Source organism: Cupriavidus laharis, assembly GCF_914271435.1.
GTDB lineage: Bacteria > Pseudomonadota > Gammaproteobacteria > Burkholderiales > Burkholderiaceae > Cupriavidus > Cupriavidus laharis.
This window is the reverse complement of the sequence record NZ_CAJZAI010000021.1, coordinates 14,501-35,581: the sequence shown is the minus strand read 5'-3', so window position 1 is coordinate 35,581 and position 21,081 is coordinate 14,501. Positions and strand designations below refer to the sequence as shown.

Below are 21,081 nucleotides of genomic sequence, written 5' to 3'. Positions count from 1 at the left end.
ATCCGGCATGAACACAAGCTCCCTGCCCCCGCAATCCGGCGCCCCCGGCGCCGCCGATTTCTCCACCCTGCCCTTGTCGCCGGCCATGCTGGCCACGCTGGCCCAGCTCGGCTATGACGAAATGACGCCGATCCAGGCCGCCAGCCTGCCGCTGACGCTGGCGGGCCACGACCTGATCGCCCAGGCCAAGACCGGCAGCGGCAAGACTGCCGCGTTTGCACTGGCCTTGCTGCACCGCCTTGACTCGCGCCGCTTCGACGTGCAGGCCATGGTGCTGTGTCCCACGCGCGAACTGGCCGACCAGGTCACGCAGGAGATCCGCCGCCTGGCGCGTGCCGAAGAGAACGTGAAGGCGCTGACGCTGTGTGGCGGCTCGCCGATGCGCCCGCAGGTGGACAGCTTGGTCCATGGCGCGCACGTCGTGGTGGGCACGCCGGGCCGCATCCTCGACCATATCGACCGCGGCAGCCTGGAGCTGTCCGCGATCAATACGCTGGTGCTCGACGAAGCGGACCGCATGCTCGACATGGGCTTCTTCGACGACATTGCCTACGTTGCCAGCCGCTGCCCGCGCGAGCGCCAGACGCTGCTGTTCTCGGCCACGTATCCGCCCGGCATCGACAAGCTCAGCCAGAAATTCCTGCGCAAGCCGCAGGAGGTCAAGCTGGCAGAGCGGCACGACAGCACGAGCATCCGCCAGTATTTCTATGAAGTCGACGAAGGCGAGCGGCTGGGCGCCGTGGGCCGCCTGCTGGACCATTTCCGTCCGGCCAGCACGCTGGCGTTCTGCAATACCAAGGCGCGCTGCCGCGACCTGGTCGACCTGCTGCGCGCGCAAGGCTTCCAGGCGCTGGCCTTGCACGGCGACCTGGAGCAGCGCGATCGCGACCAGGTGCTGGTGCAGTTCGCCAACGGCAGCTGCTCGGTGCTGGTCGCCACCGACGTCGCCGCGCGCGGCCTCGATATCGCGCAGCTCGAAGCGGTGATCAACGTGGAGGTCACGCCCGATCCCGAAGTCCACATCCACCGCATCGGCCGCACCGGCCGCGCGGGCGAGGAAGGGTGGGCCTTCAGCCTGGTCAGCATGGACGAGATGGGGCGCGTGGGCAACCTGGAGCAGCACCACGGGGGCGAGTTCGAATGGCACCCGCTGGCGGAACTGCGGCCGGCCAGCAACGAACGCCTGCTGCCGCCCATGGTCACGCTGCAGATGCTGGGCGGACGCAAGGAGAAGATCCGGCCCGGAGACATCCTCGGCGCGCTGACCGGCGAGGCTGGCTTCACCAAGGAACAGATCGGCAAGATCAATGTGATGGAGATGTCGACCTACATCGCGGTGGACCGCGCCATCGGACGCGAAGCGGTGCGCCGGCTGAATGCGGGGAAGGTAAAGGGGAAGAAGGTAAAGGTGAGGTTGTTGACGGAGTAACGGGGCGGGCGCAACCACCTTACAGTTTCTCGCAGATCTGTATTGACGAAGATTCGTGTAAGTCACCCTGTAAGGGCGCTCGATCCTTTGCTAATCTGGATAGACGTGGCATTTCTGCCGCAGTGCATGATCGACAGAGGAGGAGTGGGTGATGACAACCGCACGCCAGGTCGTAGAGTCCAAGCCGAGCCAGGCCATCTTCAGCATTCCGCCCACGGCGACGGTGTACGCCGCGCTGCAGTTGATGGCGGAAAAAGGCATCGGGGCCGTGCTGGTGATGGAGCACGGCAAGATCGTCGGCATCCTGAGCGAACGTGACTATGCGCGCAAGGTGATCCTGATGCAGCGCTCGTCGCGCGATACGCTGGTGCGCGACATCATGACGTCGTCGGTCATCTATGTCAGCGGCGACCAGACCACCGACGAATGCATGGCGCTGATGACCAAGCATCGCATGCGCCACCTGCCGGTGATGAACGGCGAGGACCTGCTAGGCATGCTGTCGATCGGTGACCTGGTGAAGGACATCATCTCAGAGCAGCAGTTCATTATCGAGCAGCTCGAGCATTACATCCACGGCGGCAGCCGCTAGCGCCGCACCGCCCCCGGACTACCCGGGGGCGCAGCCGTTCCGCAGTGTGCCAAAGCGCACGCCGTGCGCAGCCTGACAAGGTTGCGCCGGCACGCGCTGGCAGCCCGTTGCTGCGCCGCCGCACGTGATACGCGATCTCCGCATATAATTATGCGGTTACTGAATTCGTGTATCCGGCCCCTTTCCGCCACGGCCCCGCGCCGTCGCCGCGAATCAATACCTGGCCGGCCAATCCCCTGCATTACTGTGCGCCTGCAGCCACATGGCTGTGTGCTTGTCGTTGTCTGCCCATGTCTTCGCTTACTCCGGCCGCTCAGGCCAACGCTTCGATTCCCCTTGCCTCCGCCCACGACCACCACGCCATCATGCGCGTCATTGGCGGCATCGTGCTGTGCATCCTGCTGGCGGCGCTGGACCAGACCGTGGTCATTCCGGCCGTGCCGGCGATTGCCAATGACCTGAACGGCTTCGGGCATCTGTCGTGGATCGTGACCGCGTACCTGATTACCTCGACCGTCGCCACGCCGCTGTACGGCAAGCTGTCCGATGGCTTCGGGAGGCGCCGCCTGCTGATGGTGGCCATCACACTGTTCATCCTGGCCTCGGTCGCCTGCGCGATGGCGCAGTCGCTCGGGCAGTTGATCCTGTTTCGCGCGTTGCAAGGCATCGGCGGCGGCGGGCTGATGTCGTTGGCGCAGGCCGCCATTGCCGACGTGGTGGCGCCGCGCCAGCGCGGACGCTACCAGGGCTACCTGGCTACGGTCTGGGCGGTGGCGTCGATCGCCGGGCCGCTGGTGGGGGGCTGGGTGTCCGACAACCTGTCGTGGCGGTGGCTGTTCTGGATCAACCTGCCACTGGGCGGGCTGGCCATGCTGATGTGCTACCGCGGCCTGGCCGGGCTGCCCGTGCGTGGCGGCCGTCCGCGCGTCGACTGGCCGGGCGCCTTGCTGCTGGCCGTGGCCATTGTGTCCTTCCTGCTGGCGATGAGCTGGGGCGGCGATGTGTTCGACTGGCTGTCGCCGCAGCTCGGCCTGCTGGCGCTGGTGACGGTAGCGGCCGTGGCCGCGCTGGCCTGGCAGGAGCGCCGCGCCGCCGACCCGATGCTGCCGCCGCGGCTCTTTGCCAACCGTGCCTATGTGATGGGCGTGGCGGCATCGGCGCTGGCCGCGCTGAACATCTTCCTGTGCATCTTCACCCTGCCCCTGCATTTCCAGCTGGTGCGCGGCGCCGGTGCGTCGATGTCGGGGCTGCTGGTCATGCCGTTCCTGCTGGCCACGGTGGCAGGGAATTTCATCGTCGCGTGGCTGGCGCCGCGCGTGGGCCGCATGCGCGGCATCCTGACGGCTGGTTTTATCGCCGCCGTGCTGGGGCTGGCAGCGCTGGCGCTGGCTACGCCCGACGTGCCGGTGGCCGTTGTGCTGCTGGCGATGACCGTTGGCGGCGCCGGCCTGGGCATGGTCATGGTCGGTACGCTGATGACCGTGCAGAACGTACTGGAGCGCCGCGACACCGGTGCCGGTACCGGGGCGCTGCTGGTGTTGCGCTCGCTCGGCAGTGCGCTTGGCGGCGCGCTGGCCGGCACGCTGCTGACGCTGGAATTCCGCCACGCCACGGCCGCTGCGGGTGTCACGCAGGCGCTGGACCTGGGCGCGCTGCGGCATGGCAGCGAGGCGCTGGCGCAGCTCTCGCCGATGGTGCGGCAGGTGCTGGAGTCCGGCGTCGAATCGGGCTTCCAGCTGATCTTTGCCGTGGGCGCCGTTGCCGCGCTCGTGGCGCTGGGCATCGTGCGCTGCATGCCGGACCTGGAACTGCGCAGCAGCGTCACCGAGCACGCCGCCACGCTGGCCATGGACTGAGCTACCCGGCCAACGGCAAGGCTGGCACCGGCGTAGACTATTGCGTACCCGATACAGCGAGCCGCCCCCCATATGGAGACAGGAGACATCGCATGAACCGCCGTCACACCGCCCTCTCCGCTACCCTTCGCCCTGCCATGCTTGCCGCGGCGCTGGCCGCTGCCAGCGCTGTGCTGCTGCCGAATCCGGCCCGGGCCGCCGACAAGCCCGCCGCCATCCCGGCCGCCGCACCGGCCGGCAATTGCCCGGCCTCGCTCAACTTCCAGTTCCCGCGGCTGCAGGACGAAGCGCCGCAGAATCTCTGCCAGTACGCCGGCAAGGTCGTGCTGGTGGTCAATACCGCGAGCTATTGCGGCTTCACGCCACAGTACGAAGGGCTCGAAGCGCTCTACGCCAAGTATCGCGACCGCGGGCTGGTGGTACTTGGCTTTCCGTCCAATGATTTCTCGCAGGAGCCGGGGTCGTCCAAGGAGATCGCGGACTTTTGCTACAACACCTACGGTGTCAAGTTTCCGATGCTCGGCAAATCGCATGTGCGCGGTGGCGATGTCAATCCGATGTACGCGCTGCTGGCCAGGGAGACCGGTACTGCGCCGAAGTGGAATTTTTATAAGTACCTGATTGACCGTAGCGGGAAGGTGGTGGCTAGTTATGGGAGCGTGACCAAGCCGGATGATAGGCAGTTTGTGGGGATGATTGAGAGGTTGTTGGAGGGGGGGAGGTGATTGGGGAGTTTGATGGGGTGTCGTGCTCGGCAGGCGTGGCTGTTTCGCCGGCGTAGCCGGCGAGTCACTTTTTGCCCGAGCGGCAAAAAGTAACCAAAAAACGCGTTTGGTTGCCCTAACGGGCGAATATTGATCGTAGTGTGCCGAGGGTGTTGTACGGGTATGGGCTTCAGAGTGTGCCTGGCTGCCTGCCGCGTGGTGCGCGGCCGTGGGCAGGATTACAGCGCTGATTGAACGAGCCCCGAAACTGTCCGTGGTTCCTGCTGCCAGCGGTATCGCGTGGACGCCTACGGCTGCGCTGCGCGCGGTGTCCCAGTCGGCATGGCGAGGGCATCAACGTCGCTGGCGCCGGCGCTTCCCCTTCTTCGTTTTCTCTCTTCGCGCATGCACATGCGCCAAGGGCTTCGTCACTACGCCTTGTTCGGGCCGCGGCGAAGAACCCAGACTGCTGAGTGCGCGCAGCGCAGCCGCAGGCGTCCCCGCGATATCGCTGTTAGAAGGGACCACTCCGTAATCCGGGTTCGTTCGTACGCCCTGTCCCATCCTAATCATCTACGCGGCAGGCAGTCTGGTTATGCCCTTGGACCGTCTTCACCTCATCGAGCCGTTCGTCAACCACGAAAACGCGCTTTTGCCTACTTTTACCGCTCGGGTAAAAGTAGGTCGCCGGCTACGCCGGCGAAACAGCCACGCCTGCCAAGCACGCCAACCCAATCATTCACCGCAGAACGCCCCGGCAACGCCGGCGAAACAGCCGCCCCCACAAAGCCCGACATCCCCAAAAATTGATCTACATCAATCCCCCACCCCTCCCCCCTGAGTAACGTCGCCGCTTTCAGACGGCGGAGCCAGACGATGGGCATCACCCTATACGACGCAGACGGACACACCTGCCTGATGTTTACCGACCTGGTCGAGGAAGCGCATGGCGAGGTGGTGCAGACCAACCAGTTCCTGGTAGTTGACCACGGCCACGGCGCGCTGATCGATCCCGGTGGAAACATGACCTACAGCGAGCTGTACCTGGCCATCAGCCGCTACTTCCCGCCCAAGCAGCTCGAATATGTGCTGGCCTCGCATGCCGATCCGGATATCGTCGCTTCGGTCGGCCGCTGGCTGACGGGGTCGGATTGCCAGGTGCTCATCTCCAAGGTCTGGGCGAGATTCCTTCCGCATTTCTGCCAGGCGGGCAAGACCGCCGGCCGCATCGTTACCATTCCCGATGCCGGCGCGCATATCCCGCTGGGCCGCGGTGCGCTAATTGCCCTGCCGGCGCACTTCCTGCATTCCGAGGGCAATTTCCAGTTCTACGACCCCGTCAGCAAGATCCTGTTCTCGGGCGACCTGGGCGCGGCCATGACGAGCGCCGGCGAGGCCGGCACTACCGTCATGGACTTCGACGCCCATGCACTGCGCATGCTGCCGTTCCACCAGCGCTATATGAGCGGCAATCGTGCGTGCCGCCTGTGGGCGAGCATGGCGCGTACGCTTGATATCGAATGGATCGTTCCGCAGCACGGGCCGTCGTTTCGCGGCAAGGCCATGGTGGCGCGCCTGATCGATTGGGTCGAAGGCCTGCAATGCGGGCTGGACCTGCTCACGCCGAACCACTACCGTGTGCCGCCGGCCGGCGCTACGGCGGACTGATCAGTCGCGGACCAGTCCTTCCGCGCGCATGGCTGCCTGCACGGCAGGGCGCGCTGCCACGCGCGACAGGTATTGCTGCAGAGACGGGTACGCCGTCAGCGGCATCATCAGCATGCGCGCCCAGCCCATGATGGTGAAGCAATAGGCATCGGCCACGGTAAAGGTGCTGCCAGCCAGGTACTCGCGCTCCTGCAGGTGGCGGTCGAGTTCGGCGAAGCGCAGCCGCAGCTTGGCCTTGCACGCCTGTGCGGTGCTGTCGGCGGTTTCCTTGTGCCACAGCCACGGGCTGAACACCTTGTGCAGTTCGGTGGAGACCAGCGTGAGCCAGCCGGTGGCTTCCAGCCGCTCACGCGTGCCGGCAGCGGGCAACAGGTTGCGCTCGGGCACCAGGTCGGCGATGTACTGCAGCAGGGATGCCACTTCGCTGTGGCGTGAACCGTCGTCCATCTGCAGCAGCGGCACGTAGCCGCGCGGGTTGACCGTGTAGTAGTCGTCGGTGCCGTTCTCGGGTTCCACCAGCTTGTGGCGGACCAGGTCGACCTTGGCGAGCGTGACGGGCAGGGCGGCTTCGCGCAGGGCGATGTGTACCGCCATCGAGCAGGCGCCGGGGGAATAGTAGAGCTTCATCAGGGTGTCCTATGTCGCGTTGCGGGGGCCGCCGCGTCATGCAGTGGCCGTGCAGGCAGTCTAGAACGCACCCTGGTGGCAGGCAATGCGCAGGGACGCGGAGAGGCCCTGCAAATTTGCACAGGGCGTGGGCTCAGGCGAGCAGCTGCGCGAGCGCGTGCGGCAGGCCGGCGTTGGGTTTGCGCGGCGGGCGCGCGAAGCTGCCCTCGCGCGTGCTGCCGGCCTGCAGCGCTACCAGCGATTCGCAATGACGCACGGCGCTGCTCACGCCATCCACGACCGGCACCGGAATGCGGCCCTTGAGCGAACGCGCCAATCCCGCCAGCGGTGCGCCGGCGACGATGATCACGTCGGCGCCATCTTCGCGCACGGCCTGCAGGCTGAGCGCTTCCAGGCGCGCGGCATGGTCCTCCTGCACGCTGCCGATATCGCGCAGCGGTTCCTGCAGCGAACGGATGCTCGCCAGGCGCGAAGCGAGCCCGTTGGCTGCCACGCATTCGCGATACCACGCCTCGATGCGATGCGAAATCGCGATGATCGAGAAGCGCTGGCCCAGCAGGCAGGCGCTGGCCAGCGCGGCTTCGGTCATGCCGACCACGGGTACGTCGAACAGCTCCTTGAGCCCGGCCAGGCCCGGGTCGCCGAACGCGGCGACAACCAGGCCATCGAACTTGCCGGCATGTTCGGCCGCCGCGCACGCGGTGGCGTAGCCGCCGACCAGTGCCTCGAAGCGTGTCTCGATATAGGCCACGCCGAATGGCGCGGCGGCCATGGTGATCTGCGTATCAGGCGAGGCCGTGCGCTGCGCTTCGGCGTGGATCAGGTCGGTGACCGACTCGCTGATGTTGGGGTTGACGATCAGGAGATTCATGATGGATTTGCGATGGATTCTGGTTCAGACCTCGGGTTGCCCGGCTTCGAGGAACCTGCCGCGCCCGGCTGCGGGCTCCAGGTATTCGCCGTTGCGCACCAGCATGTCGCCGCGCGAGAAGCAGGTCACAGGCCAGCCGGTGACCTCGATGCCTTCGTACGGCGTGTAGTCGACCGCGTGATGCAGCGCGCTGTTGGTGATGCGGACCTTGCGCGCGGGATCCCACAGCACGATGTCCGCATCGGCGCCGACCGCGATGGTGCCCTTGCGCGGATACAATCCATAGATCTTGGCCGGACGGTACGACGTCAGCTCGACGAACTGGTGCAGCGACAGCTTGCCGCGTGCCACGCCGTCGAACAGCAGCGGCAGGCGCGTTTCGATGCCCGGCACGCCATTGGGAATGTGGTCGAACGATTGTTCGGTGCCGCCAGGTTTCTTGCCCTGCGGATCGTCGTAGCTGAACGGCGCATGGTCCGACGAGAATACGCTGAACACGCCGTTCACCAGCGCGCGCCACACGGCGGCCTGGTTCTCCGGGTCGCGCGGCGGCGGGCTGCACACGCATTTGGCGCCCTCGTAGCCATCGTCGCCGGGTAGGCCCAGGTCATCGGCGGTGAGGTACAGGTACTGCGGGCAGGTCTCGGCCAGGATCTTCAGTCCCCTGCCCTGCGCCCAGCGGATCTGCTCGATCGCTTCCTTGCCGGAGACATGCACGATCAGGATCGGCACATCGACGAGTTCGGCAAACGTGATGGCGCGGTGCGTGGCCTCGCGCTCGACCGCGGCGGGACGCGCGATACCGTGGAAGCGCGGGGCGATGCGCCCTTCCCCGACCAGTTTGTCGGTCAGCCACGAGATGCAGTCCGCGTTCTCGGCATGGACCATCACGAGCGCCTTGTGCTCACGCGCGACGTCGAACACGTCCAGCATTTCGCGGTCCGACAGCTTGAGGTCGTCATAGGTCATGTAGACCTTGAACGAGGTGTAGCCCTTGCGGATCAGCGCGGGCAGTTCGTCCTGCAGCACGGCGGGCGTGGGGTCGGCCACGATCAGGTGGAACGCGTAGTCGATCACGGCGCGTCCTTCGGCGCGGCGGTGGTAGTCCGCGACCGCTGCCTTGAGCGAAGCGCCCTTTTCCTGCGCGGCGAACGGGATCACCGTGGTGGTGCCGCTGCACACCGCAGCGCGCGTGCCGGTGAAGAAGTCATCTGCCATGCGCATGCCGTCCGGCATGGGCTGGTCCAGGTGGCAGTGGCCGTCCACGCCGCCGGGCAGCGCGAGCAGGCCGGTGGCATCGACTTCGCGGTTGCCTTGTGGCAGGCCCTGGCCGAGCGCGACGATGCGGCCGTCGCGCACGCCGATATCGCACTGGAAGCGGTCGGAAGCGGTGACCACGTCTGCATTGCGGATCACGAGGTCGAGGTTGTTGTCTGCGGGCATGGTCATCAGTCCGATTCGTTGACGTCGCTGCCTTACTCGACTTCGCGGAACAGCCGGCCCCAGCCGGTCAGCGCACGCGTATCCACGCCCGCCAGGCGCAGCGACTTCCACACCACCGTGGAGATGGTGTCGTACACGGGAATGCCGGTCTCGGCTTCCAGCGCTTCCACCAGGTGCGCAGCGCGCAAGTTGGTGCAGAACGTGGTGATGGCCTGCGGCTTTTCTTCGGCGAGTTCGCGCACCATGGTGCGGATGGTGTCCTCTTCCACCTCGGCGAAGCTGTAGTTCACGTGCAGGTCCAGGTGGCGCTCGGCCGAGCAGTCGAAGCCGCTGCGCTGGTAGTTGGCGATGATGCGTTGCTGCACATCGTCGAGATACGGCGTGGCCAGGCCGAAGCGGCGCGCGCCGGTCTTCTCCAGGATCTCGTTGAGCGCCAGGACCGACGTAGTGGCGGGGATGCCGGTGGCTTCGGTGATCTGCTTGCACAGCGCTTCATCCTTGTCGAAGCCGAGCCAGCCCGACGACGTACCGTTCCACGCGATCACGTCGACACGCGCGTCGGCCAGCAGGCGGGCGGCGCCCAGAATCTTCTCCAGGTCGAACTGGCCCAGTGCCTGGTCGCGCAGCGAGATCTCGGTAACGGTGAAGCGCGAGAAATGCGCGCTCACATTGGGCAGGCCGCTGACCATCGCGCTGGTAATCGGTTCGAGCGCGGTGTTGGAAGACGGCGTCAGCATGCCGAGGCGGATTTGCTTGGTCATTGCAGTAGTTCTCAGGAGTGGTGCGGGCGCCGTCATGCGCGGCGCTCCGCTGTTTGTTTTTGGGCTTACTGTTCGGGCTTGTCGTTGAAGGCGAGGGCGGTGCCGGGCACGCGCTGGCTGGTGCGTGCCAGTTCGAGTTCCTTCTGCAGCGCTGCTTGTCGCGCGGCGTCGAGGTGCACGGCGTTGCCGGCCTGCAGCGCGGGCAGCACGTAGTCGTTCACCATGCGCCGGTACAGGTCGAGGTATTCCGCGTCGCGCAGGCCGCCTTGCGTGGACATGATGCTGTTCATCACGATGACCGCGTTCTGCTTTGGCAGCACGGTGATGAACTGGCCCTTGTAGCCCATGGCGCTGAATTCGCGCTCGCTCTTCACGATGTTGTTGACCCAGCAGTAGAAGCCATAGTCCGGCGCCGGTCCGGACGGCGTGGTCATGCGGGCGACCCACGATGCCGGCACGACCTGCTGGCCGTTCCAGCGGCCCTGGTTCAGCATCAGCATGCCGAGCCGCGCCATGTCGATGGAGCGCAGGCGCAGGCCCCAGCCACCGGAGACCGCGCCCTTGCCATCGGCGCCGTCCCAGCGGTAGTGCTGCATGCCGAGCGGCCTGAACAGGCGTTGCTCGGCATATTGCTGCTCCGGCAGGCCGGTAACCTGGCTGATGGTGGCGCCGACGAGCACGGGATTGACGTCGATGTAGTCGAACTCGGTACCAGGCGCGACGCGCACGCTGGCGGAGGCCGCGACCTTGAGCCGGTCGGGCACGCCGTAGTAGAGCGTGTCGGTGCCTTCCACGAGCTTGTACGACAGCCCGCTCGACATCGACATCAGGTGACGCAACTGGATAGCCTGCTTGTTGGCAAGCGCCGGCGCAAGATCGGGGCGTGCCGCGGCAAGGCGGGCAGCGGGGGCGTCCTCGGCCTTGAGCTTGCCGTCTCCGACCAGCGTACCGACCAGCAGGGCGCTGATGAACTTGGTGACGGAATACAGCTCATGGTTGTAGTCGCGCGAGAGGCCGTCGCCGTAGCGCTCGAACACGAGCTTGCCGTCCTTGATGACAAGCAGGCTGCGCACGTCGAGCTTGTCGCGGCGAATCCACTCGGACAAGGCTACGAGCCTGGCCGAGTCGACGCCGACAGCTTCGGGCTGTGCGGTCGGGATGCCGTCGGCGCTGGCGCGGGCGGGCGCCGATGGGGCGGCATGGAGCTGCAGGGCGCCGAGGGCCAGCACGGCGGCTGCCAGCATGCGGGGGATGCGAGTCATGATGTGTCTCCTCCGCCGCCGCGCTGTCCGTTGGACGGATGCCGGCGCGGCGGGTGCGGATGTGGCTTGTAGGGAGCGGTGCGCAGGGCCGGTCAGACCGGGATCTTCTTTTCGTAGTCGATCGACGTGGAGGCCAGCAGCAGGCCAACGCCGGCTGCCGCGAAGAACATCAGCGCCAGGAAGTAGGAGCCCGTGGCCTGCACGATCAGGCCGACGATGATGGGCACGCTGATGCCGGCGATATTGCCGCCCAGGTTCATCAGGCCGCCCAGGAAGCCAACCTTGTTGCGGGTGCCCAGCATCGACGGCACGGACCAGAACAGGCCGCACCAGCGCAGGAAGAACATGGTGGAGGAGAGCAGCGCCACCACGAGCACTGCGCTGCTGACATAGGCTACCGAGAAGATCGACACCGTAGCCACCACGGCGGCGATGCCGAACAGCGTGCGCATCACCACGTTGGGGCGGCCGCCGGCTTCCTTCCACTTGTCGGCGATCCAGCCGCCGACGAGTTCGCCGACGAAGCCGCTCATGAAGATCAGGAAGCTCGCACCACCCATCGTCTTCAGATCAAAGCCGCGTGCCTTGCTCAGGTAGGTCGGCATCCAGGTGAGCAGGCCGTAGAAGACGGCGTTGAAGCACATCCAGCTGATGGCCATGCACCACACCGAGCGGTACTTGAAGAAATCAAGCGAACGGCCCGACAGGTTGGTCGGCTCGGCGCTGTGCTCGCGGGCATGCGCCTCCTCGATGTGGCGCGCTTCCAGCTCGTTGACGCCACCGTGTTCGCGCGGCGAATTGCGGATGTACCACCAGGCCACGAAGCCGGCGAGCACGGTGCCGACGCCGGCGACCACGAACGACATGCGCCACGATCCCAGTTCGCTGATCAGCCCGGCAATGATGAGGGAACCGAGCGCTGCGCCCAGCGGCGCGCCGCCGTCAAGCAGCGTGGCGCCGCGGCCGCGTTCGTTCTGCGTCATCCAGATGGCATTGAGCTTGCCGCCGGCCGGGTAGATCGGCGCTTCGGAGGCGCCCAGCCCGAGCCGCGTGAGCAGCAGCGAGGTGGCGTTGGTGCAGACCGCCGCGATTGCCTGGAAGAAGCCCCAGCAAACAGTGGCGCAGGCGATCACGATGCGCGGCTTGTACTTGTCGGCCAGCATCCCGCCCGGGATCTGCATGAATGCGTAGGTCCAGAAGAAGGAACTGAGGATCAGCCCCTGCATGGCGGGATTGAGGTCGAACTCCTTGGCGATCAGCGGCATGGCCACCGACAGCGATGCGCGGTCGATGTAGTTGATCGCCACGAGCATCAGCATCATCAGGAAGATCTTCCAGCGCACGCCGCTGCGCGTGGCTGTGAGGGTGCCGGCTTGGCTTGTCGTTTGCATGACAGGTTGTCTCCTTGGGTCCTTCGGTTGAGGCGTTTGTAGGTTGTGTCGCGCAACTGGCCGGAGTATAGGATACGTAATCTGTAATTACAACTCTTGTAAGTCATTGATTTTACTGTGATGAAGTTGCACAATTTTGGGTGTGTTAGCCTTCTAGTGGTGCAAATTCTCCATGCTGGTGATCTCTGTGACACAAACGCTCCCGAAAACCGCCCGTCTGCGCACGCTGGGCATGTCGGCCGAAATCGCGGCGCGGCTGCGCACGATGATCGAAGAGGGTGAACTGCCGCCCGGCGAGCGCATCGACGAGCGGGCCTTCTGCGAGGCATTCGATGTCTCGAAGACGCCGCTGCGCGAGGCGCTCAAGGTGCTGGTGGCCGAAGGGCTGGTGCTGCACCGGCAGTACATTGGCTACCGTGTCGCGCCACTGGACCTGGACGAACTGCGGGCCACCTTCGAGACGCTGCATGGCCTGGAGGCAACGGCCGGGGAGCTGGCCGCGCAGCGACTGAACGAAGCCGCGCAGGCCAAGCTGGAGCGGCGGCACCAGGCCATGATCGAAGCGCATGCGGCGGGGCGGCGCACCGACTATTTCCGCATCAACCAGGAAATCCACCAGCTCATCATCGACGGGGCCGCCAACCCGGTGCTGGCTGGCGTCTATGCCACGCTGATGAGCAAGGTGCACCGCGCACGCGGCGCCGCCAATGCGGATACGCTGCGCTGGCAGGAGTCGCATGAGGAACATGAGGAAATCATGGCCGCGCTGCGCGAGCCCGGCCGCCCGCGGCTCGCGCAGGTGCTGCGCCGGCATTCCGAGAACACTGCCAACGAAGTGCTGACCGTGGTCGCGCGCTCGCTCGCGGGGGCGGCCGATCGCCAAGCCAATCCATCCAAGGGAAGACAATGAAACTGGTAAGAACTGGCCAGCCCGGCGCCGAGCGCCCGGGCCTGATCGACGCGCAGGGCAAGGTGCGCGACCTGTCCGGCGTGGTTGCCGACATCAACGCCGCGCACCTGGCGCCGGACGCGCTGGCGCGCCTGGCGCAGGTGGACACCGGCAAGCTGCCGGTAGTGGAAGGTGCGCGTTTCGGCGTGCCCTGGACCGGCATCGGCAAGATCATCGCAATCGGCCTGAACTACGCGGACCACGCGGCCGAAGCGGGCATGCCGTTGCCGGCTGAGCCGATCGTCTTCCTGAAGGCCAACAGCTCGCTCAACGGCCCGGACGACGACGTGATGCTGCCCTACGGTTCGCTGAAGTCCGACTGGGAGGTGGAGCTAGGCGTGGTGATCGGCACCACCGCGCGCAATGTCTCGCGCGAGGATGCGCTGAGCCATGTCGCCGGCTACTGCGTGGTCAACGACGTGTCGGAGCGAGAGTTCCAGATTGAGCGCGGCGGCACCTGGGACAAGGGCAAGGGCTGCGACACGTTCTGCCCGGTCGGCCCCTGGCTGGTGACGCGTGACGAAGTGCCCGATCCGCAGGCGCTTGGCCTGTGGCTGGAGGTCAACGGCGAGCGCGTGCAGAAAGGCAGCACCGCGACCATGGTCTTTGACGTGGCCACGGTGGTCAGCTACGTGAGCCGCTTCATGACGCTGCAGCCCGGCGACCTGATTGCCACGGGCACGCCGCCGGGCGTGGGCATGGGCTTCAAGCCGCCGCGCTTCCTGAAGGCTGGCGACACTATGCGGCTGGGCGTCGAGGGCCTGGGCGTGCAGACACAGAAGGTGGTGGCGTACGAGTGAGGTGTGCATGGCGGGCGTGCAAGGCGCCCGCCAGGGTTCCCCATCGAAACGCTTTCATACAAAGCGTTGGGTTTCCATACAAAGCGTTCCCTGAGAGCAACAGTTCCGGTGCCGAAAAGGGCCGGATTACATCGATTTACAGGAAATCCGGAAGTTGGCATTTCCGTTGCGATTTCTGCGTGAAATACTGTTTCCAAGGGCGGTGTTCTGATCGTCCTGCAGTACCTGCCAGAAGAGCAATGCCATGTCCGAGCACGCCCCAGAGATCGAGTCTTACCTTGGTACCACGCTCAAGCGCCGCTTCTGCGCGCTGGCCGACACCCTGGACAGCCGCGCCGAACTCGAAGCCATCCGGCGCAACATCCACCAGAATCCTGAACTCGCCTTTGATGAAGTCCGTACCTCCGGGCTGGTAGCCAGCCTGCTTGAGGGCTGGGGCTTCGCGGTCACGCGTGGCGTGGGCGGTACTGGTGTGGTGGGTACGCTGAAGGCGGGAACCGGGGGGCGCAGCATCGGCATCCGCGCGGACATGGACGCGCTGCCCATCCATGAGCGTACCGGCCTGCCCTATGCGAGCGCCAGCGAGGGCCGTATGCATGCCTGCGGGCACGACGGCCACACCGCCATCCTGCTCGGCGCCGCCAAGCATCTGGCACGCACGCGCAACTTCAACGGCACGGTCCACATGATCTTCCAGCCTGCCGAGGAAATCGGCGCTGGCGGCGGGGCCGAGCGCATGCTGGCCGACGGCCTGTTCGAACGCTTTCCGTGTGACGCCGTCTTCGGCCTGCACAACCATCCGGGCGTGGAGCAGGGGCACTTCCTGTTCCGCTCGGGCCCGTTCATGGCGGCGTGCGACACGGTGACCATCACCATCCGCGGCAAGGGCGGCCACGCGGCACGCCCGCACCAGTCGGTCGACCCGATCCTGGTGGCCGGCAGCCTGGTGATGGCGCTGCAGTCGGTGGTGTCGCGCTATGTCGACCCGAACGAAACGGCAGTGGTCACGATCGGCACGCTGCACGCGGGCCATGCCCCGAATGTGATCCCGGACAGCGCGCGCATGGAAATCAGCGTACGTTCGTTCAGCCCGGAAGTGCGGGCCTCGCTGGAGACCCGCATCCGCCAGCTGGCGATCTCCCAGGCCGAGGGTTACGGCGCCGTGGCCGATGTGAACTATGTGCACGGCTACCCGGTGCTGATCAACAGCGAGCGTGAAACCGAGTTCGCGCGGCAGATTGCGGAGGAACTCGTCGGCGCCGACAAGGTGGTGGCGCAGGCCGCGCGCATCACGGGCAGCGAAGACTTCGCCTACTTCCTGCAGCAGCGGCCCGGATGCTTCGTGCGGCTGGGCAACGGCGCGAACCAGCCATTGCTGCACAACCCCGGCTACGACTTCAACGACGAGAACCTGACGGTCGGCGCGGCGTACTGGACGAGGCTGGTGGAGCGTTACCTGGCGCGGTAACCCGGTACGCATGGGTATCGGTGGCCGTAAGTGGCTGTAAGCGGCCGCAGCAGGCTTACCGGAAGAACGCACTTGGCGGCACGCCAAACTGCTTCTTGAACATCGTCGCAAACGCGCTCGGACTCTCGTACCCCAGATCCAGCGCCACATCCACCACCTTGCTGCCGGCGGCCAGCTTCTCCAGCGCCGCGAGCAACCGCGCCTGCTGCCGCCACTGCCCGAACGTCATCCCGGTTTCCCGCGCGAAGCGACGCTGGATGGTCTTGGGGTCGACGCCCAGTCGTTCGCTCCAGTCGGCCAGCGTCAATGGCGTATCGGGCGCGGCGACGATGGCATCGCAGATCTGCCGCAGCCCGGCATCAACCGGATGCGGCAGGTGCAACGGCAGCGTAGGCACCAACACCACCTCATCGAGCAGCAACCGCATCAGCCGCCCGTCGCGCGAATCAGCCATGTAGGGCAGGGGAACATCGATTGCGGCCAGGATCAGTTCGCGCAGCAGCGGCGAAATGCCGAGCACGGTGCAGCGCAGCGGCAGGTCCGGCGCCGCGTCGGGCCGGATGTACGCGGTGCGCATCTGCACCTGTCCCACCATGCGGATCCAGTGCACGGTGCCACCGGGCATCCACATCCCGCGCGTAGGCGGCACGATCCACTGCCCCTCGTCGGTCGACACGACCATCACACCGTGCACGGCATGGATCAGCTGGGCATGCGGATGCTGGTGCCGGGCCGTGACGTCGCCGGGCTGGTAGTCGGCGGCCATCGCGGTGACCGGCATGGGGCCGCGATCAAAGTGCACATAGCGCGGCGGGTTGGTGTATGTGTCTCCCAGGGCTTGGGTTTGCGCCGGTGCCGGCTTCCACACACGTGAGACAGGCATGTCCTTTTCTCCAAGCTTGTGGACCCATTCTCGCAGGACAGGCGGTCTGCGGCCAGATAGCATCGCGTTTCTTACTGTCCCGACGAGCGCCCCCAGCGGTTCGTCATCCGTCCTGTCGAGACCGCCAATGAGCACAACCATCGACTCCAACGCCGCCGTTTCTGGCGCTCACTCCGAACAAGCCGCCGAGCGCACGGGCTTCCGCGTCCTGTCGGCGATCAGCTTCGCGCACTTCCTCAACGACATGATCCAGTCGTTGATCCTGGCGATCTACCCGATGCTGAAGGGCGGCTTCCACCTGAGCTTCGTGCAGATCGGCTTGCTGACCATGACCTACCAGGTCACGGCATCGCTGCTGCAGCCGGTCGTGGGCCTGTACACCGACAAGCATCCCAAGCCGCACTCGCTGGCGATCGGCATGGGCTTCACGCTGGCCGGGCTGCTGCTGCTGTCGGCGGCACCCACCTATGGCGTGCTGCTGGTGGCGGCGGCGCTGGTCGGCACCGGGTCGTCGATCTTCCATCCGGAGTCGTCGCGCGTGGCGCGCATGGCCTCGGGCGGCCAGCACGGGCTGGCGCAGTCGATCTTCCAGGTGGGCGGCAACGGCGGCAGCGCCATGGGGCCGCTGCTGGCGGCAGGCATCGTCCACCAGCAGGCCAGCGTGGCGTGGTTCTCGCTGGCGGCGCTGCTGGCCATTGCAGTACTGTGGAAGATCGGCGGCTGGTACGCGGAGCAGCTCGCGCACCGCGCGCGCAAGGGCAAGGCGGCAGGCGCCGTGGCCAGCCCGGTGCCGACGCGCGTGGTGGTGCGCGCCATGCTGGTCCTGCTGGTGCTGGTGTTCTCCAAGTACTTCTACATGGCGAGCCTCACCACCTACTACACCTTCTACCTGATGGAGAAGTTCGGCCTGGCGCGCCAGACCGCGCAGGTCTACCTGTTCGTGTTCCTGTTCGCGGTGGCGGCCGGCACCATCCTGGGCGGCCCGATCGGCGACCGCATCGGCCGCAAGCGCGTGATCTGGGCGTCAATCCTCGGTGTGGCGCCGTTCACGCTGGTACTGCCGCACGTGGGCCTGTTCTGGACCGGCGTGCTGACCTTCATCATCGGCTTCATCCTGGCCTCGGCCTTCTCGGCGATCCTGGTGTTCGCGCAGGAGCTGATCCCCGGCAAGGTGGGCATGGTGTCGGGCATGTTCTTCGGCTTTGCCTTCGGCATGGGCGGCATCGGCGCCGCGGTGCTGGGCGGGCTGGCCGACACGCACGGCATCCAGACCGTCTACCAGCTTTGTGCATTCCTGCCGCTGCTGGGCCTGCTGGCGGTGTTCCTGCCCGATCTCGGCGGCAAGCGCAAGACTGCCTGACGCACTGCGGGTGTTTTGCGGCATCATGACGGTCATGACGTCCGCCGTACCCCCGCTTCCCGTTTCTCCTCCCACCGCTGTTCCGGCCTGCGAGCGCTGCCTGGCGCTGGCGGCCGATCCGCGGCGCCGCGAGCCGCCCGCCTGCCTGGCGCTGCGCAATACCGCACCGCTGGTCAGCCAGAGCGAGACCGGTGTTCCATACAGCATGCTGACCTTCTGTTGCCGCGACTGCGGCACGGTCTGGCGCCTGTACGACCGCGCCAACGAACTCTTCGTGTCCTGGGTGCCGGAACACCCGCTGGTGCGTTAAGGCATAACCCAGGGGCATAACCCATGCCGGTTGATCGGCTAAGATACGGCGACGCGGCCACGCGCCGCGCCCTTCCATCTCCCGCACCCGTCATGGCTTTTCATTCCCGCTTGCCCGTGCTGGCCGCGCTTGGCGCCGCCGGCCTGATGGCCGCAGCGTTGCCCGCTGCCGCCGCCGACAACTACCCTAGCCGCCCGATCCGCATGATCGTTGCCTATCCCACGGGCGGCATCAGCGATACCGTGGCACGCGCGCTCGGCGAGCGGCTCTCGGCCCAGATGGGAACGTCCGTGGTGATCGAGAACAAGGCCGGCGCCGGCGGCAGCATCGGCATCGACGTCGTGGCCAAGGCCGCGCCGGACGGCTACACGCTCGGGTTTGCCTCCACCAGCCCGCTCACGCTCAACCCGCACGTGGGCCACGTCAACTATGACCCGCAGCGCGACGTGGCGCCCGTCATGAGCGTGATGTACTCGCCGGTGCTGGTCGTCGCCACGCAGAGCTTTGCCGGCAAGACCTTCCAGGACCTGGTGGCACAGGCCAAGTCCAGGCCGGGCTCGGTGCGCTGGGCCACGTCGGGCCTCGGCACGGTCGGCCATGTTGTGCTGGAGCAGGTGAAGGCGAAGTCGAAGGCCGAACTGACGCTGATTCCGTACAAGGGCGCCGGCCAGCAGATGAACGACGCGCTCGGCGGCCAGTTCGAGGTGATGAGCACCAATGCCAGCCCCATGCTGACCCAGCACATGCAGGCCGGCCGGCTGCGCCCGCTCGCGGTGGGCGCGCCCAGGCGCATCGAGGGCATGGCCAGCGTGCCGACCCTGGCGGAACTCGGCTACCCGAAGGCGAACCTGACCTCGACCTTCGGCATCTTCGCACCGGGCAAGACGCCGCCGGCAATCATCAACAAGCTCAATGCCGAACTCAACAAGGCCCTGGCGGAGCCGGAGGTGCGTGAGCGCCTGCTCAAGGGCGGCGAAGTGCCGACCGGCGGTACGCCGGCACAGTTTGCCAAGGCCATCCACGACGAGTCCGTGGAGAACGCCCGCATCGTCAAGGAAGCGGGCATCAAGGCCGACTGACGCCTTACGCCTTGTCCAGCCGGTTCCCGAGGCCGTAGACGGCGGACAGCCGCACGCCGTTGTGCGGCCACAGCGAGAGCTTGGTGCGGATGCGCGACAGATGGCTGTCGACGGTGCGCGAAGCCGCATCGACGTGATAGCGCCAGACCTCGTTCACCATGGTCTGGCGCAGCACCAGTGATCCGAGGTTCCGGAACAGCAGCACGGCCAGGTCGAATTCCTTGGGCGCCAGCGCCACCGGCCGGCCGTGGACCCACGCGCGGCGGTCGGCCGTGGCGAAGCGGAAGGCGCCATGGCTGAGATCGCAGGCATGCGCGCCGGCCGGGCATGCACGGCGCAACAGGGCCATCACTCTTGCGGCAAGTTCCGCCATGCCAACAGGCTTGCGCAGGTAGGCGTCGGCGCCCTCGGCAAAGCACGCGGCGATATGCATTTCATCGTCGTTGTTTCCCAGCAGCATGACCGGCAGTTCATGGCCGAGCGTGCGGCGTACCCATGACAGCACGTCCAGGGCCGAAATGCCCGGCGTATCGCCGTCCAGCAGCAGCATGTCGAAGGTGCCGCCGCGCAGCGCGTGGATCAGCGACCGGCCGTGGATGTAGCGCGTGCACTGGTGCCCGTTGAGGCGAAGGGTCTGGTCGATGCCGAGGGCCCGGGTCGGGTCGGCCTCCAATACGGCAATTCTCACGGCGTCTCTCCTGGCGCTTCCGAATGCGGGGAAGATCGGCCGGCGCGCTGGCCGGCACGGTAGCGGCCCATGGTATGGATCCGCCCTTGCGGCAAGAAGTAAACGATTGTTGAAAGCCCGTTTTGAGGCCCTTCCTATTCTGACGTCCCCGTCAGCGGTTTCTAATGCCGTCACGCGCAAATGCTGAGGGAGAGAGACTATGAGAAAGACGATTGCCTCGCTGGAAGCCGATCCCGTCCATGCGGCGCTGATCCGCAGGATCGTCAATGAAGCCGGCTACGAATGCGTGAGCTTCAGCCAGAGCCGGCGCCTGCTGCTGGCCTTGCATGACACCGCCTTCGACTTGCTGCTGCTCGACTGGCAGATGCCGGGCATGTCCGGGCACGAGGTGCTGAACTGGGTGCGCGGCAACGTTGACCGGCGCATCCCGGTCATGTTCGTTTCCGCCCGCGATGCGGAATCCGATATCGTCAGTGCGCTGGTGGCCGGTGCCGACGACTACATGGTCAAGCCTGTCCGGGCCGCCGAACTGTCGGCGCGCATCGGTGCCGTGCTGCGCCGCGCCAGTCCCGGGGATTTCACGCGCAACATGCCGTTGCGGCTGGCCGGCTACGTGTTCGACTGCACCGCGCGGCAGGCGACCTGCCACGGGCACCCCATCTGCCTGACCCCCAAGGAGTTCGACCTGGCGGTGCTCCTGTTCCGCAACGAGGGGCGCATCGTCACGCGCGACCACATCATTGCCACGGTCTGGGGCCGCGAGATCTCGCCGCTGTCACGCACCATCGATACGCATGTGTCGCGCGTGCGCAGCAAGCTGGGCCTGCATGCTGCCAATGGCCTCAGGCTGACGCCGGTCTATACGCATGGGTACCGGTTGGAGTTGGCGGAAAGCGAGGCGGCGTGAAGAAGACCGGCAACTGCCGGCAGCTGCCACGAT

Annotated in this window: 20 protein-coding genes; 12 read left to right on the top strand and 8 right to left on the bottom strand. The window is 66.2% G+C overall.

Annotated elements, in window-relative coordinates; all coding sequences use genetic code 11:
* The first annotated feature begins 7 nt into the window (after positions 1–7).
* The 5 genes from dbpA to LDO29_RS25395 all read left to right on the top strand — a co-directional run bounded on the left by dbpA (position 8) and on the right by LDO29_RS25395 (position 6,249).
* On the top strand, positions 8–1,429 hold the full coding sequence (gene dbpA / locus LDO29_RS25415) for an ATP-dependent RNA helicase DbpA (protein WP_224082511.1): 1,422 nt from the start codon (positions 8–10) through the stop codon (positions 1,427–1,429).
* A gap of 151 nt (positions 1,430–1,580) precedes the next feature.
* Positions 1,581–2,021, top strand: coding sequence for a CBS domain-containing protein (locus LDO29_RS25410; protein ID WP_224082510.1), 441 nt, complete (start codon positions 1,581–1,583; stop codon positions 2,019–2,021).
* Positions 2,022–2,311: 290 nt separating this feature from the next.
* Positions 2,312–3,877, top strand: coding sequence for an MDR family MFS transporter (locus LDO29_RS25405; protein ID WP_224082509.1), 1,566 nt, complete (start codon positions 2,312–2,314; stop codon positions 3,875–3,877).
* A gap of 92 nt (positions 3,878–3,969) precedes the next feature.
* The gene (locus LDO29_RS25400) at positions 3,970–4,602 is read left to right on the top strand and encodes a glutathione peroxidase (RefSeq protein WP_224082508.1); all 633 of its coding nucleotides are present in this window, start codon (positions 3,970–3,972) and stop codon (positions 4,600–4,602) included.
* An 855-nt stretch (positions 4,603–5,457) separates the two neighbouring features.
* On the top strand, positions 5,458–6,249 hold the full coding sequence (locus tag LDO29_RS25395) for an oxygen-binding di-iron domain-containing protein (RefSeq protein ID WP_224082507.1): 792 nt from the start codon (positions 5,458–5,460) through the stop codon (positions 6,247–6,249).
* On the opposite strand, the gene gstA is transcribed toward LDO29_RS25395, so the two are convergent.
* The 6 genes from gstA to LDO29_RS25365 all read right to left on the bottom strand — a co-directional run bounded on the left by gstA (position 6,250) and on the right by LDO29_RS25365 (position 12,604).
* Positions 6,250–6,876 (bottom strand): glutathione transferase GstA, encoded by a 627-nt coding sequence (gene gstA / locus LDO29_RS25390; protein ID WP_224082506.1) that lies wholly within the window; start codon positions 6,874–6,876, stop codon positions 6,250–6,252.
* 133 nt (positions 6,877–7,009) lie between these two features.
* Complete coding sequence (locus tag LDO29_RS25385; RefSeq protein ID WP_224082505.1) at positions 7,010–7,747, bottom strand: aspartate/glutamate racemase family protein; 738 nt, start codon at positions 7,745–7,747, stop codon at positions 7,010–7,012.
* A gap of 24 nt (positions 7,748–7,771) precedes the next feature.
* Complete coding sequence (gene hydA / locus LDO29_RS25380) at positions 7,772–9,190, bottom strand: dihydropyrimidinase (protein ID WP_224082544.1); 1,419 nt, start codon at positions 9,188–9,190, stop codon at positions 7,772–7,774.
* Between the two features lie 32 nt (positions 9,191–9,222).
* The gene (locus LDO29_RS25375) at positions 9,223–9,951 is read right to left on the bottom strand and encodes a maleate cis-trans isomerase family protein (RefSeq protein ID WP_224082504.1); all 729 of its coding nucleotides are present in this window, start codon (positions 9,949–9,951) and stop codon (positions 9,223–9,225) included.
* A gap of 65 nt (positions 9,952–10,016) precedes the next feature.
* Positions 10,017–11,213: a serine hydrolase domain-containing protein gene (locus LDO29_RS25370; protein ID WP_224082503.1), complete on the bottom strand. Its 1,197-nt coding sequence runs from the start codon at positions 11,211–11,213 to the stop codon at positions 10,017–10,019.
* Positions 11,214–11,305: 92 nt separating this feature from the next.
* Positions 11,306–12,604 (bottom strand): MFS transporter, encoded by a 1,299-nt coding sequence (locus tag LDO29_RS25365; RefSeq protein WP_224082502.1) that lies wholly within the window; start codon positions 12,602–12,604, stop codon positions 11,306–11,308.
* Between the two features lie 172 nt (positions 12,605–12,776).
* Between LDO29_RS25365 and LDO29_RS25360 the strand changes: the two genes are divergently transcribed.
* The 3 genes from LDO29_RS25360 (at position 12,777) to LDO29_RS25350 (ending at position 15,821) form a co-directional block, all read left to right on the top strand.
* Positions 12,777–13,514, top strand: a complete 738-nt coding sequence (locus tag LDO29_RS25360) for a GntR family transcriptional regulator (RefSeq protein WP_224082501.1) — start codon at positions 12,777–12,779, stop codon at positions 13,512–13,514.
* Positions 13,511–14,353, top strand: a complete 843-nt coding sequence (locus tag LDO29_RS25355) for a fumarylacetoacetate hydrolase family protein (RefSeq protein WP_224082500.1) — start codon at positions 13,511–13,513, stop codon at positions 14,351–14,353. The genes LDO29_RS25360 and LDO29_RS25355 overlap by 4 nt, the downstream gene beginning before the upstream one ends.
* Before the next feature lie 244 nt (positions 14,354–14,597).
* Positions 14,598–15,821: a M20 aminoacylase family protein gene (locus LDO29_RS25350; protein WP_224082499.1), complete on the top strand. Its 1,224-nt coding sequence runs from the start codon at positions 14,598–14,600 to the stop codon at positions 15,819–15,821.
* A gap of 55 nt (positions 15,822–15,876) precedes the next feature.
* Here LDO29_RS25350 and LDO29_RS25345 read toward each other — a convergent pair whose 3' ends face one another.
* Positions 15,877–16,704, bottom strand: a complete 828-nt coding sequence (locus LDO29_RS25345; RefSeq protein ID WP_224082498.1) for an AraC family transcriptional regulator — start codon at positions 16,702–16,704, stop codon at positions 15,877–15,879.
* Positions 16,705–16,831: 127 nt separating this feature from the next.
* Between LDO29_RS25345 and LDO29_RS25340 the strand changes: the two genes are divergently transcribed.
* The 3 genes from LDO29_RS25340 to LDO29_RS25330 all read left to right on the top strand — a co-directional run bounded on the left by LDO29_RS25340 (position 16,832) and on the right by LDO29_RS25330 (position 19,453).
* The gene (locus LDO29_RS25340) at positions 16,832–18,064 is read left to right on the top strand and encodes an MFS transporter (protein WP_224082497.1); all 1,233 of its coding nucleotides are present in this window, start codon (positions 16,832–16,834) and stop codon (positions 18,062–18,064) included.
* Positions 18,065–18,089: 25 nt separating this feature from the next.
* Positions 18,090–18,374, top strand: coding sequence for a hypothetical protein (locus tag LDO29_RS25335; protein WP_224082496.1), 285 nt, complete (start codon positions 18,090–18,092; stop codon positions 18,372–18,374).
* A gap of 92 nt (positions 18,375–18,466) precedes the next feature.
* Positions 18,467–19,453, top strand: a complete 987-nt coding sequence (locus LDO29_RS25330) for a Bug family tripartite tricarboxylate transporter substrate binding protein (protein WP_224082495.1) — start codon at positions 18,467–18,469, stop codon at positions 19,451–19,453.
* A gap of 4 nt (positions 19,454–19,457) precedes the next feature.
* Here the strand turns inward: LDO29_RS25330 and LDO29_RS25325 are convergent, their stop codons facing one another.
* Positions 19,458–20,141, bottom strand: coding sequence for a response regulator transcription factor (locus LDO29_RS25325; protein WP_224082494.1), 684 nt, complete (start codon positions 20,139–20,141; stop codon positions 19,458–19,460).
* Positions 20,142–20,340: 199 nt separating this feature from the next.
* On the opposite strand from LDO29_RS25325, the gene LDO29_RS25320 reads away from it, so the two are divergent.
* A complete protein-coding gene (locus LDO29_RS25320) occupies positions 20,341–21,048 on the top strand; it encodes a response regulator transcription factor (protein ID WP_224082493.1) in 708 nt (235 codons plus the stop codon).
* Positions 21,049–21,081 lie beyond the last annotated feature (33 nt).